12 protein-coding genes and 1 tRNA gene are annotated in these 12,908 nt (G+C 57.3%); 10 read left to right on the plus strand and 3 right to left on the minus strand.

The window, feature by feature from the left end:
* Nucleotides 1-25 precede the first annotated feature (25 nt).
* From LC334_RS20980 to LC334_RS21025, 10 genes are all read left to right on the plus strand, one after another.
* Nucleotides 26-109 (plus strand) — tRNA-Tyr (locus LC334_RS20980).
* A gap of 503 nt (nt 110-612) precedes the next feature.
* Nucleotides 613-1,884: a flavin-containing monooxygenase gene (locus LC334_RS20985; protein ID WP_085802385.1), complete on the plus strand. Its 1,272-nt coding sequence runs from the start codon at nt 613-615 to the stop codon at nt 1,882-1,884.
* A gap of 64 nt (nt 1,885-1,948) precedes the next feature.
* Nucleotides 1,949-2,365 (plus strand): RidA family protein, encoded by a 417-nt coding sequence (locus LC334_RS20990; RefSeq protein WP_085802384.1) that lies wholly within the window; start codon nt 1,949-1,951, stop codon nt 2,363-2,365.
* A gap of 47 nt (nt 2,366-2,412) precedes the next feature.
* Complete coding sequence (locus LC334_RS23230; protein WP_223413109.1) at nt 2,413-2,538, plus strand: hypothetical protein; 126 nt, start codon at nt 2,413-2,415, stop codon at nt 2,536-2,538.
* A 31-nt stretch (nt 2,539-2,569) separates the two neighbouring features.
* On the plus strand, nt 2,570-3,505 hold the full coding sequence (locus tag LC334_RS21000) for a LysR family transcriptional regulator (RefSeq protein ID WP_085802383.1): 936 nt from the start codon (nt 2,570-2,572) through the stop codon (nt 3,503-3,505).
* A gap of 127 nt (nt 3,506-3,632) precedes the next feature.
* On the plus strand, nt 3,633-5,702 hold the full coding sequence (locus LC334_RS21005; RefSeq protein ID WP_085802382.1) for an oxidoreductase: 2,070 nt from the start codon (nt 3,633-3,635) through the stop codon (nt 5,700-5,702).
* A 196-nt stretch (nt 5,703-5,898) separates the two neighbouring features.
* Nucleotides 5,899-6,987, plus strand: coding sequence for an ABC transporter ATP-binding protein (locus LC334_RS21010; RefSeq protein WP_085802381.1), 1,089 nt, complete (start codon nt 5,899-5,901; stop codon nt 6,985-6,987).
* The gene (locus LC334_RS21015) at nt 6,987-7,916 is read left to right on the plus strand and encodes an ABC transporter permease (RefSeq protein WP_085802380.1); all 930 of its coding nucleotides are present in this window, start codon (nt 6,987-6,989) and stop codon (nt 7,914-7,916) included. Before LC334_RS21010 ends, LC334_RS21015 begins: the two co-directional genes overlap by 1 nt.
* Nucleotides 7,916-8,725 (plus strand): ABC transporter permease, encoded by an 810-nt coding sequence (locus tag LC334_RS21020; protein ID WP_085802379.1) that lies wholly within the window; start codon nt 7,916-7,918, stop codon nt 8,723-8,725. Before LC334_RS21015 ends, LC334_RS21020 begins: the two co-directional genes overlap by 1 nt.
* A 19-nt stretch (nt 8,726-8,744) precedes the next feature.
* Nucleotides 8,745-9,782 carry an extracellular solute-binding protein gene (locus LC334_RS21025; protein WP_085802378.1) on the plus strand — a complete coding sequence of 346 codons (1,038 nt, stop codon included), beginning with the start codon at nt 8,745-8,747 and terminating at the stop codon, nt 9,780-9,782.
* Between the two features lie 254 nt (nt 9,783-10,036).
* On the opposite strand, the gene LC334_RS21030 is transcribed toward LC334_RS21025, so the two are convergent.
* From LC334_RS21030 to LC334_RS21040, 3 genes are all read right to left on the minus strand, one after another.
* A complete protein-coding gene (locus LC334_RS21030) occupies nt 10,037-11,059 on the minus strand; it encodes an aspartate-semialdehyde dehydrogenase (RefSeq protein WP_085802377.1) in 1,023 nt (340 codons plus the stop codon).
* A gap of 73 nt (nt 11,060-11,132) precedes the next feature.
* A complete protein-coding gene (locus LC334_RS21035) occupies nt 11,133-12,305 on the minus strand; it encodes an MFS transporter (protein ID WP_085802376.1) in 1,173 nt (390 codons plus the stop codon).
* Between the two features lie 69 nt (nt 12,306-12,374).
* Nucleotides 12,375-12,908, minus strand: a 534-nt coding sequence (locus LC334_RS21040; protein WP_317850399.1) for a glycine cleavage T C-terminal barrel domain-containing protein, incomplete at its 5' end; no start/stop codon positions are given.

Consider the following 12,908-nt stretch of genomic DNA (forward strand, 5'->3'; position numbering starts at 1 on the left):
CGTCAGGGGCCGAGCCGCTGACAGTGGGCGACAGGCCGCAAGGTGTGGCAGGGGACTGTAACTCCCTCGCGGAGACGCACGCCTGGTTCGATTCCAGGGTCGCCCACCATTTTCTTCTTTCTCAAGTACCTAGAATGCAAAACCCGCTGGTGCGACGCACAGGTAAGAGACAAACATGCGTTTAGCTCACCGTCGGGGCACCTCCTGCCGAAGTACATACTAATTCCGCTGGCCCGCCCCTCCGGCCTCCAGATCACAGGTTCGATGGACTATGCGCAGAGATTGCATTCGCGCTGCCTTGAACCTTCATGGGTGCCACGCATTTGTGCGTGCTGGCATGGCCTGAAGTGTTACACAGAACTTAATGATATGCCCGACATCAGCACCTTTAGGGCCGATTAGGGGACCTGTGGCGACACGTACCCAATTATTAGGCATAGCCTAATCAAAGGTGAGAAATACCATTCTTTCTCCGAAGCCAACCTTCGACGATCCTCTGATTCAGAACGGGTGAAGAAGGTTCAGTCCGCGCCCGTTTATCCTGAGGAACGGCAAAGTGCGAAGCTGGGCCAGCTTGAGTTTTTCATTGCTGAAACAACCAAGAGGTAGATCATGGCTATCAAGCAAGTAGACACGTTAGTGGTCGGTGGCGGTCAGGCCGGTATCGCGATGAGCGAACACCTCCGCGATCATGCCGTGCCACATCTCGTCCTCGAAAAGAACCGCGTTGCAGAGGCCTGGCGATCAGGACGCTGGGACTCGATGGTGGCGAACGGACCTGCATGGCATGATCGCTTCCCAAATCTTGAATTCACCGACGCTCACCCCGATTCCTTTGTGCCGAAAGAACGCATGGCGCAATATCTTAGTGATTACGCAAAGATGATCAGTGCGCCAATACGCACAGGTGTCGAGGTGCTAAAGGCCGAGAAGAAAAATGCGGGCTTCGTGGTAGATACGTCCGAAGGTCAAATCGAGGCCCAACGGATCGTCGCTGCCACGGGCGCATTCCAGACCCCGGTCATTCCTCCCCTCGTTCCCGAAGAGGAGGGCATCTTTCAGCTACATTCCTTTCGCTACCGAAATCCCGATCAACTGCCAAATGGCAACGTAATAGTTGTCGGCGCCGGCTCATCGGGGGTGCAGATTGCGGATGAACTTCGTCGCGCAGGCAAGGACGTCTATTTGTCGGTCGGCCCGCATGACCGGCCGCCACGTCGGTACCGCGGACGCGACAACGTTTGGTGGCTCGGTGTCCTCGGTCTTTGGGAGGCACCGTCAATGACGCCAGGAAGCGAACGTTTCACCATTTGCGTAAGCGGTGCGCATGGCGGAAATACCGTCGATTTCAGGCGCATGGGTGGCGATGGCATCACCTTGGTCGGCATGACCGAAACCTACCAGAGTGGTGTTTTCCGGTTCGCCAATGACCTTCGCGAAAATATCGAGACCGGGGACAGAAACTATCTGGCGACCCTGGATGCGGCTGATGCCTATGTTGAGCAGACCGGCATAGACCTGCCAGAAGATCCGGAGGCGCGACAGGTGCCACCGGACCCGGAATGCCTGTCCAATCCGATCCGCGAACTCAACCTTGCCGAGGCCGACATCACCGCCATCATCTGGGCGACCGGGTTCCGCCAGGATTTCAGCTGGCTGAAGGTGGACGCCTTTGACGATACCGGCAAGCCAATCCATCAGCGCGGCGTTTCCGCTGAACCCAATGTCTATTTCCTGGGGTTGCCGTGGCAATCCCGTCGCGGGTCGACATTCCTTTGGGGCATTTGGCACGACGCTAAATACGTTGCGGATCAGATCGCAATCCAGCGAAATTACCTTGCCTACGAAGGGGCGGCCCAACGGGCAACAGTGGCCGAACAATAATGTCGCCTCTGCCCTTACTGTTAGCATTCGCAGCCCAACAACCCTGCTTCTCAAGGAGCCTTTCATGGCGCATACCCGTATTCGCAAATTCAATACGTCAGACACCTACCCTGAACAGAACCTCGACAACGATCTGTGTCAGGCAGTGGTGACACGGGGAGGCAAGACCGTTTATCTGCGCGGCCAGTGCCCGCAAAACCTGGATGATGCCGTCAATATCGACAGCCACGATCCCGTCGAGCAGACCCATAAGGTGATGCAGAACATCAGGCAGTTGATCGAAGAGGCCGGTGGCTCGATCGAGCATCTGGTCAAAGTCGTGGTCTACATCACCGATGTGCGCCATCGCGAGGCGATCTATCGCACGATGGGCGAATATATCAAAGGCGTGCATCCCTGCTCGACCGGGCTGGTGGTGCAGGCGCTTGCCCGACCAGACTGGTTGGTGGAGATCGACGGCACCGCCGTCATTCCGGAGTAAGCCGCAACAACCCGCTTGCCCGTGGTAAAATTTTTGGCCCCGTACTTGTGATCGTCCCGTTCGCACCCGAAGGCGAAGCCTTTTACATGGCCAATGACAGTGTTTACGGCTGGCAGTGTCGGTCTGGACTGTTGCGCTGCCCCACAACCACCTGGATCAAGTATCAGACTTGATATCCAACCAACCGCAAGGGATAGTTCTGCCATGCCTTTGCGGTTCACTCTTCGTCAGTTGGAATACTTCGTCGCGGTCGGAGAGGCTGGTTCAATCGCGCTTGCATCTGAGATGGTGAACGTGTCGTCGCCTTCGATTTCAGCCGCCATATCGCAGTTGGAGAATGAATTCGGGTTGCAACTCTTTGTTCGCAAACATGCGCACGGCCTGTCGTTGACGCAAGCTGGCCGGCAATTCATGGCACAGGCCAAGACGGTGTTGCATGAAACCGAAGCGCTAAATCGACTGGCTGATAATATCTCGGGTTTTGTTCAGGGCCCCCTCGCCGTTGGCTGTTTGCTGACCTTCGCGCAGATGGTGGTGCCGGGGTTGCGTCGGGAATTCGAAGACCACTATCCCGACGTTACCGTCAATCAGGTAGAGCGTGACCAGTCCACACTGATCGAGATGCTGCGCCGCGCCGATATTGATGTGGCCTTGACCTATGATCTGGACATTCCCACTGACCTGACTTTTTTGCCTTTGGCGGAGCTGCCGCCCTATGCACTTTTTGGAGAAAACCATCCCCTTGCCGATCGCATGTCTGTTTCAATCTCTGATTTGCGCCCACACAAGATGGTACTGCTCGATCTGCCGCTTAGTTCTGAATATTTTCTTTCGCTTTTTGAGGAGTCCAGCGCTGCACCGCATATCGCCGAAAGGACGCGCGACATGAATGTGTTACGCAGCCTGGTTGCAAACGACTTCGGCTATTCAATCCTAAACATTCGTTTTCTGTCGGATACAGCGCCGGATGGCAGGAAGTTGAAATTCGTACCGATCACAGGCAATTTGCGCCCTTTGCGGATGGGGTTGGCAACATCCCCGGGAGCGCAAAATGTTCTGACGGTTCAAGCTTTTATCGAGCATTGTAAAAGTGCCCTTTCGGATGACAATATTCCGAGGGTAGTCTCGCGGGTCTCGTAGCTTCTTGCTAATGAGCACTGTCGATGGCTTAAGAAAAACCTAAGCAAAGCTTTCGCAGTGACGACTTTATGGAACAAGGCGAATCTGGAAAGCTTCACCGAAATCAAGACAGGAAGGGAGCGGCACCGTGCGCGACCCGCGCTACGATATTCTGTTCGACGATGTGCGGCTTGGCCCTTTGACCGCCAAAAACCGGTTCTATCAGGTGCCGCATTGTAACGGTGGTGGGTATCGCGATCCGTCAGCAGCTGCAGCGATGCGCGGGATCAAGGCAGAAGGCGGCTGGGGCGTGATCTTCACTGAGCAGTGCGAGATGCATCACACCTCAGAGATCACTCCTTTCATCGAGCTGCGTCTGTGGGACGACAAAGACATCCCGCAGCTGCGCAAGATGTCGGAGAAGATGAAGGAACATGGTGCGCTGGCGGGGATTCAGCTGGCCTATTCCGGCATCAACGGACCGAACCTCTATACCAAGGAAGTGCCACTGGCGCCCTCGGCCTTGCCGATCCGCACCTTCACCAACGATCCGGTGCAGGCGCGTGCGATGTCGAAATCCGAGATCAGGGATTTGCGGCGCTGGTTTGTAAATGCCGCCAAACGCTCGAAAACCGCAGGGTTTGATCTGATCTGCCTCTATGGCGCGCATGGGTTCGGCATCTTCCAGCACTTCCTAAGCCGCGCCACCAATCAGCGCAGCGACGAATATGGCGGCTCATTGGAAAACCGCTCGCGCTTTGCCCGCGAGGTGGTAGCCGATATGCGCGACGCGGTGGGTGATACCATGGCGCTGACCCTGCGGGTGAGCCTGGATGAGACCATCGGTGAGCTTGGGTTTTCCAATGCCGAAGTTCGCGATTTCATCGAGATGAACAAAGACCTGCCGGACCTTTGGGATCTGGCACAGGGCACGTGGGAAGATTGCTCGGGACCGTCACGGTTCAAAGAAGAGGCGGCGCAGCATGAGCTGGTCAAGGGCATCCACGAACTCACGGACAAACCCATCGTTGGCGTTGGCCGATTCACCTCGCCCGATGTCATGGTCAAACAGATCAAGTCAGGAGTTTTGGATTTTATCGGCTGTGCGCGGCCATCAATTGCCGATCCGTTCCTGCCCAAGAAGGTCGAGGAAGGCCGGATCGAGGACATCCGCGAGTGTATCGGCTGCAATATCTGCATCACCGGCGACATGACCATGTCGATCAGCCGCTGTACCCAGAATCCGACCTTCATGGAGGAATGGCGCAAGGGCTGGCACCCCGAGGTGATGAACACCAAGGGCGAGAGCGACAACGTGCTGATCGTGGGGTCCGGCCCCGCCGGGCTTGAGGCCGCATGGGCGCTCTCCCGGCGCGGCTATGACGTGGCGCTTGCCGAGGCCAAGACAACGATTGGCGGGCGCGTTACCCGTGAGCGGCAATTACCCGGCCTATCAGCATGGGGCCGCGTTGTGGATTACCGAGAATACCAGTTGCAGCAACGCCCCAATGTCGAGATTTACTTTGACAGCGGACTGGATGCCGACAGCATCCTTGAATTCGGCTTTCAAAACGTAGCGATTGCCACTGGGGCGACATGGCGCCGCGATGGTGTCTCGCGCCAACATGTCGTGCCTTTACCGATCTCTGACGCGGCACAGATTTATACACCCGATGACCTGATGGATGGCACCGTGCCTAGTGGCAATATCGTCGTTTACGACGACGACCACTACTACATGGGCGGCGTTCTGGCCGAGCTACTGGCCAGTAACGGCGCCAAGGTCACGCTGATCACACCCTCGGCCTATGTCTCGGACTGGACCAACAACACATTGGAACAAGGCACTATTCATGCCAAACTGGCCCGGATGGGGGTCGAAATCATACTTAACCGCGGGATTACCGAAATAGCCGCTGATCATGTTGTCAGCGACTGCATCTATACCGGCCACAAACAGAACTACGCGACCGACGCCGTGGTGATGGTGGCCTCGCGCAGCTGCAATGATGCGGTATACAGCGATCTTGTCTCACGCGAAGATGAATGGGCCGACGCGGGCATCAAGACAATCAAGATCTTTGGTGATGCCGAAGCCCCCGGGCCGATCGCATGGTCAACCTATGCCGGTCACCGCTACGCGCGGGAACTAGACGGCGAAGATATCGGCGACGCGCTGCCATTCCGGCGCGAAATAACTGAATTGGCACCGGACTGATGGCGCAAATCGGGCGGGCGCTAAACGGCGCGTCGCTAAACTGGAAAGGCAAAAAATTATGTCTCATCACTGGCTGAAATCGGCGCGCGCACTTTCGTGGCAACCGCTACACGAAGGTGCCCGTTGGTAGGCTTGCAAAAAACACCGCCCAAAAACACATAAAACCGGGTGAAAACAAAACAACAGGGATCAGGGAATGTCAGACACGCCGAATGCAATAGATGTTGTAGACGCGATAAAGCGTTACGGCGACTTCACCGCACTGCAGAAGATTTCGTTGTCGATCTATGACAATGAGTTTTTCACGCTGCTTGGACCCTCAGGCTGTGGCAAGACCACGCTTTTACGGATGATTGCCGGGTTTGAAGATGTCACCGAAGGGGCGATTTTTCTCTTTGGTGACGAGATCGAAGATCTTCCCCCCAACAAGCGTCCGGTGAATACGGTCTTTCAAAACTATGCGCTGTTTCCCCATATGACCGTTACCGAAAACGTCGGATTTGGCCTGGAAATGCGCGGCAGGTCAAAATCCGAGGCGCGCGCACGGGCGGGTGAAATGCTCGAACTTGTACAGCTTTCGCAATTTGCTGACCGTAAGCCTTCTCAGCTCTCCGGCGGGCAGCAACAGCGCGTGGCGCTTGCGCGCGCCCTGGCGCCGCAGCCGAAAGTACTGCTGCTGGACGAACCACTGTCGGCGCTGGATCTGAAGCTGCGTCAGGCGATGCGGTTCGAGTTGAAGGAACTACAGCGCGAAACCGGTATTACATTTATCTTCGTCACTCACGATCAGGAAGAAGCCTTGACCATGTCCGACCGGATTGCGGTCATGTCTGCCGGCAAGTTGCAGCAACTGGGTGAGGCCAAGGATATCTATGAGCGGCCCCACAACATGTTCGTGGCCGATTTCATCGGTGAGACCAACCTGCTGGAAGTCTCGGTCGATCAGATCGCGGGTGGTCGTGCAACCTGCCATCTGGGCGGGGGGCACGAATTGACCTGCAACGAGGTTGAAGGCGTTGGTGCGGGTGCCAGGGTGCATATGTCGGTACGGCCCGAACGCTTGTTCCTGTCGGACGAGCCAACGGAATCCGAGAGCCTCAAAGGTACGGTCCGCGACAATATTTTTGTCGGCACCGATATCCAGACAATCATCGATCTGGCGGATGGGCCACAGATGATCGTGCGCACCTCGAATTCCGAACGGGGCAACAAACGCATTTTCGATCCCGGTGCGCAGGCCTATGTCAACATGGAGGCGGAGGCCGCGCGCCTTCTGGTCGACTAATGGCGGCGGGGGCAGCAAGCGGCGGCAGCGCCAAGTCGGACACCTATGCCGAGGCCAGGACGTGGCTCTTGCTACCGGCCTGGGCGGTGCTTGGCATCTTCATCCTGACGCCCGTGCTGATGATGCTGGTCTATTCCTTCCTGACCAAGGAATTCCGCGGTGGCGTGATCTGGGAATTCTCCTTTGCCGCCTATGACCAATTCTTCTGTAGTCGTGGGTTGTTCGGGGACGAGCCCTGCGCCATCGAATGGACCTATATCAACATCTTCTGGCGCTCGATCTGGCAGGCCGGGGCCGCGACGCTGCTGAGCTTGGTGATCGGTTTCCCGACGGCCTATTTCATTGCTACCCGGCCTGAGCATGTGCGCCCGATCTGGGTGTTCCTGATCACCATCCCCTATTGGGTAAACCTGCTGATCCGTACCGTCAGCATGAAATTCATGCTGCGCGACCAAGGCCCGCTGAATGATTTCCTGATCTCGACCGGATTGATCGACAGCCCGATCCATATCGTGAACACCAATTTCGCGGTGCAGCTGGGGCTGTTCTATTCCTACCTGCCCTTCATGGTGCTGCCGATCTATGCATCGGTCGAGCGCTATAATTTCAACCTCTCCGAGGCCGCGGCCGACCTTTATGCCAACAAGATGACGACACTCAGGCGCATCCTGTTACCGGCGGTCAAGCCGGGGGTGATTGCCGGCTGTATTCTGGTTTTTGTGCCCTCGCTGGGATCGTTCCTCGCGCCTGATCTGCTGGGCGGGGCCAAGAACTTCATGATCGGATCGCTCATCGAAGAACAGTTCAAGGGCAACGCCGGTAACTGGCCCTTCGGCGCGGCGGCGTCGATGATCCTGCTGACAATGGTTCTTATCATCCTGCTGATTTTTGCGCGCCAGCAGGCCAAGACCGAGAAGGGAGCAGGCTGATGGCGCGTGGAAAATACGACATCAAGGCCTTTCCCGGCTTCCTGCCCATGACAATCCTATGTCTGGTGATCCTCTATGCCCCGCTTGTGGTGGTGACCATCTATTCGCTGAATGACAGTAACTCGATCACCAACTGGGAGGGCGTCAGCTTCCGCTGGTACGCGGATGTGTTCACCGGGCCGGAATCCGAGAAATTCAAGGTCGCGGCCTGGAATAGTTTCACCATCGCCATCATCGCCGCCACGGTGTCGACCACCATCGCAACGCTGGCGGCCACGGCGATGGTGCGGGGCGGCACGTTCAAGTTGCGTACTGTATCCTTCGGGCTGATCAGCCTGCCGCTGATGGTGCCCGAGATCGTCACTGCCGTGGCCACGCTGATCTTTTTCAATTCTATCGGTTTCACCCGCGGATACCTGACCATCCTCATGGCCCATATCGCCTTCTGCATCCCCTTTGCCTACATGCCGATATCGGCCCGGATGCAAGGGATCGAGGACAGTTACGAGCAGGCCGCGATGGACCTTTACGCCACCAAACGTCAGGCTTTCACCAGAATCCTGCTGCCACTGATGTGGCCCGGCATCATCTCGGGCTATATCCTGGCCTTCATTATCTCGCTTGACGATTTCATCATCACTAATTTCGTCAAGGGTGCAGGCGTCGAGACCCTGCCAACGGCGATCTTCGGATCGGTCAAGCAGGGCATCAAACCCAACATCATGGCCATTTCGACAATGCTTTTGGCTGTGTCGATCATAATGGTTACAATTTCGTACTTCGTCAGCAAATCCGACAATACCAAATAACCAAAACAGGGAGACCAACATGAAAACACTATTGAAGACGACGGCAACCGCGATGGCGCTTGCTCTTGCCGCCAATGCCGCCAGCGCTGAAGGAAAACTGGTGATCTACCACTGGTTCGAATACATCCCCCAGGAACTGCTGGACAAATTCTCCGAGGAACATGGCGTAGAGGTGGTGATGGACACCTATGACAGCAACGAAGCGCTGCTGGCCTCGCTCAAGGCGGGCGCGATCGGCACCTATGACGTGGCCGTGCCCGGCGATTACATGGTGCAGATCATGGCCAATCAGGGCCTGCTCGATACCATCGCCGAGGGCGAGCTGGCCAACAAGGCCAACATTGCCGAAGAATGGGCCGATCCGAGCTTCGATCCGGGCCGCCAGCATTCGATTCCCTACCAGTGGGGCTCGACAAGCTTTTCGGTAAACCGCGACGTTTATGATGGTGAGATCAACACCACCGATATTCTGTTCGATCCACCCGAAGAGCTGTCAGGCAAAATCAACATGCTCGACAGTCAGGGTGAAGTTCTTGCAATGGCCTCGCTTCATATGGGCATTCCGCAATGCTCGACCGATCGCGATCAGCTCAAGGCGTTGAATGCAATGTTGCAGGATGCCAAGGGCCACTGGGCTTCGTTCAACTCAGATACCGCGAAGGAAGTTCTGGTATCGGGTGACGCCGCCGTGGGCCAGATCTATGACGGCTTCGGCGCCAAGGCGCGCGAGGAAGGGGCCAACCTTGAATATGCCTTTCCGCAGCAAGGCTACGTGGTGTGGATGGATAACGTCGTTCTGCTCAAGGACGCGCCTAACCGCGACAACGCGCTCAAGTTCATGGATTTCCTGCTTAAGCCCGAGAATATCGCCGCCGTGTCCAACTATGCCCGCTACGGCGCGGGCGTGACCGGCGTCGCCGATCACCTTGATCCAGCACTGGCGACGTTGCCCGAATCCAATCCGCCCGCCGATGCCGGCACCGGCGTTTTCATCGAGGTCTGCGATCAGGAAACCCAGGCCGTCTACGATACGATCTGGACAAACCTTAAAAAGTAACCTTTCACAACTGGACCCGCCGGTAGAAACTGGCGGGTCTTTCGTTGGGACTGTGATCTCTGGCGTAACTTGGCACATACCCGATGGCGCCCATATACCCCCCTGTCCAGTCCGAAATTGCCAACGGCAAAGCGATATGGCCGGGTATCTGCCGGCAAGAGATTTATGCCCAAAACAGCACTCTGCGGTACGTCCGGTGGTGACCGCCTGCCCGAGCAGCTCTTGGCTGCCCCGGCAGATGTAGACCTTGGCTCTCAGCCCTTTTTCAGCATCCGCGCGCCCAGTGTCTCGGCGATCTGGACTGCGTTCAATGCGGCACCTTTGCGCAGGTTGTCACTGACGCACCACAGGTTCAGACCATTCTCAATGGTGCTGTCCTGCCGGATACGGCTGATGAACGTGGCGAAATCACCGACACATTCGATCGGCGTGACGTAGCCGCCGTTCTCGCGCTTGTCGATTACCATGATGCCCGGCGCTTCGCGCAGGATATCGCGCGCCTCATCTTCGTCCAGAAATTCCTCGAATTCGATGTTCACCGCCTCGGAGTGGCCAACGAATACCGGCACACGAACACAGGTGGCCGTGACTTTGATGGCCGGATCGACGATCTTTTTCGTCTCGGCGACCATCTTCCATTCTTCCTTGGTCGAGCCGTCTTCGAGGAAGACATCAATATGCGGGATCACGTTGAAGGCGATCTGTTTTGTATAGACCTTGGGCTCAACTTCCTGGCCCGGAACATATACGCCTTTAGTCTGGTTCCACAGCTCATCAATCGCGTCCTTACCGCTACCGGAAACCGACTGATAAGTGCTGACCACAACGCGTTTGATTGTCGCGCGATCATGCAACGGCTTCAGCGCTACGACCATCTGCGCAGTTGAGCAGTTAGGGTTGGCGATGATGTTCTTTTTCGCATAGCCCTCGACCGCCTCGGGGTTCACCTCGGGCACCACCAGCGGCACGTCCGGATCGTAGCGATAGAGCGACGAGTTGTCGATCACCACACAGCCCGCCGCGGCGGCCTTGGGGGCATAGATCTTGGTCGCGTCCGAACCCACGGCGAAAAGGGCGATATCCCAGCCGGTGAAATCGAAAACGTCCAGATCCTTGGTCTTGAGTGTCGTGTCGCCAAAGCTGACTTCCGTGCCCAGGCTCTTGCGGCTGGCAAGTGCCGTGATTTCATCCACGGGAAACTGGCGCTCGGCCAGGATGTTCAGCATTTCGCGGCCCACGTTACCGGTGGCGCCTACGACGACGACCTTGTACCCCATTTGATTTTCTCCAGAGTTAGAGGGTTGGCTGCGGCCTCTTAACGTCTAAGCGTGCCGGGGGAAAGGGGGTGCGTCAGTTGGTGCTGTCACGGCTGAACAGGTAGATCAGCGTCCCGACAAGCAGCGACAATCCGAAAAAGGCAAATACCGCGCTGTAACCGGCTTCGACCCCACGCGCCGAGGCCGTGTTGTGAAGCGGCCCGGAGATGAACTGCATCACCCCTACCCCGCCGATGCTGCACAGGTTCAGAAAGGTCACGCCCCGCCCCGCCAGATGCGGCGGGAAAAATCCTCGCCCATGGGCCATGACAACCGGGAACGATCCACCGAAAAAACCAAGTGCCGCACAAAGTGCAATCGAGAGCCCGGCATTTGCCGCCACATTCAGCGACAATGCCAAAATTGCAGCGACGCAGATCATATTGCCGGTGAAGACAACCCATTTCTGCGTCTTGAACAACCGGTCCAGCGGACCGTAACAAAGCGTCCCACAGATCATCGCGATACCCATTACCAGCGTCGCCTGCCCGACCTGTGATGTACTCAGTCCGAAGACGTCCTGCAGATAGGGCCCGATCCAGAGACCGCGCACTGCACCCGCCGGGGCATAGTTGACCAAGGCCAGCGGTAATATCGCCCAGATCACCGGCATTTTCAGAAGATCCAGAAGCGAACCCTGCGTATCGCTTGCGGCGGGTTCCGGGTCGCGGACCGTGAGCGCAATACCAAGGGCCACAAGAGCCGATGCCGCCGCCAGCAGCCACAATGACAAGCGCCATCCTACGGTTTCCGCAGCCCAGGCCATGGGGTAAGAGGCCACCAGATTGCCGACCGACCCGACCCCCAGCATCAGCGCCGCCAGCGTCGCGAACTGCGCCGCCGGGAATTGCCGGGCAAAGATATAGTACGAAGCCATCAGGACCGGCGAGCATCCCACGCCGATCAGCAGCATCGCGATGTTGATGTGCAGGGCCGTGCTGGCAAGCGCGAAAACCGCCGCACCGCCCGCGCCCCCCAGTAACAGCAAAACCCAGGCAGTGCGTCGCGGCCCGATCCGGTCCAGCGCCCAACCCACCGGTATCTGCATCACCGCGAAAGACAGAAACCATAACCCCGAGGCAAAGGCCAAATCATCCGGCGTTGCGCCGATATCCTGTTCCAGAACACCACTGAGAACCGCCAAAAACGCCCGAAAAAATTGGCTCAGCACATAGGCGAGGCAAAGTACAGTCAGGCCGGCACGCATGGGAGGGCTTTCTTGAGTATCGAATTACCTGCCCTGCGTGACACGGCAGCCCCGTATTGGCAATAACGCTTACTCCGCAGGCACCAAGGGTTGGTCGTAATTGCTTTTGACACGCTCCTTGGTCGGGTCGAAATGCGGATAGCGCACAACCCGCGCTTTCAGGCGCTTTTGCAGCCCGTCAAGTTGCCCGATCTCAAGCTCGGTGCCCAGTTCCGCATGGCTGACCGACACCCGCGCCAAGGCGATGTTCTTGCCCAGAATGGGTGATTTCATCGCGCTTGTGACCTCGCCGACCTGCGCCTTGCCGATACGCACGCAATCGCCCGGCGAGGCGACAATGCCGCCTTCCAGCTCAAGCCCCACCAGTTGGCGGTGCGGATGTGCCTTGCGTTCTTCCAGCGCCGACCGGCCGATGAAATCATCCTCTTTCGATTTCAGCGGCACGGTAAAACCGATCCCGGCCTCCCACGGGTCGGTCTGATCGTCGAATTCAGATCCGGCAAAGATTAGCCCGGCCTCGATCCGGACCATGTCCAGCGCCGCCAGGCCAAAGGGCGTCAGGCCCATCGGTTCACCCACCTTCCAGATCGCGTCAAAGACCTC

Origin of the sequence: Roseovarius aestuarii (assembly GCF_019966515.1) — a bacterium.
Taxonomy (GTDB): Bacteria; Pseudomonadota; Alphaproteobacteria; order Rhodobacterales; family Rhodobacteraceae; genus Roseovarius; species Roseovarius aestuarii.

Coding starts and splice junctions, on each gene's coding strand:
- LC334_RS21000 (WP_085802383.1), top strand. CDS start 2,570: ATGCCTTTGCGGTTCACTCTTCGTCAGTTGGAATACTTCGTCGCGGTC.
- LC334_RS21020 (WP_085802379.1), top strand. CDS start 7,916: ATGGCGCGTGGAAAATACGACATCAAGGCCTTTCCCGGCTTCCTGCCC.
- LC334_RS20990 (WP_085802384.1), top strand. CDS start 1,949: ATGGCGCATACCCGTATTCGCAAATTCAATACGTCAGACACCTACCCT.
- LC334_RS21010 (WP_085802381.1), top strand. CDS start 5,899: ATGTCAGACACGCCGAATGCAATAGATGTTGTAGACGCGATAAAGCGT.
- LC334_RS20985 (WP_085802385.1), top strand. CDS start 613: ATGGCTATCAAGCAAGTAGACACGTTAGTGGTCGGTGGCGGTCAGGCC.
- LC334_RS21025 (WP_085802378.1), top strand. CDS start 8,745: ATGAAAACACTATTGAAGACGACGGCAACCGCGATGGCGCTTGCTCTT.
- LC334_RS21035 (WP_085802376.1), bottom strand. CDS start 12,305: ATGCGTGCCGGCCTGACTGTACTTTGCCTCGCCTATGTGCTGAGCCAA.
- LC334_RS21030 (WP_085802377.1), bottom strand. CDS start 11,059: ATGGGGTACAAGGTCGTCGTCGTAGGCGCCACCGGTAACGTGGGCCGC.
- LC334_RS21015 (WP_085802380.1), top strand. CDS start 6,987: ATGGCGGCGGGGGCAGCAAGCGGCGGCAGCGCCAAGTCGGACACCTAT.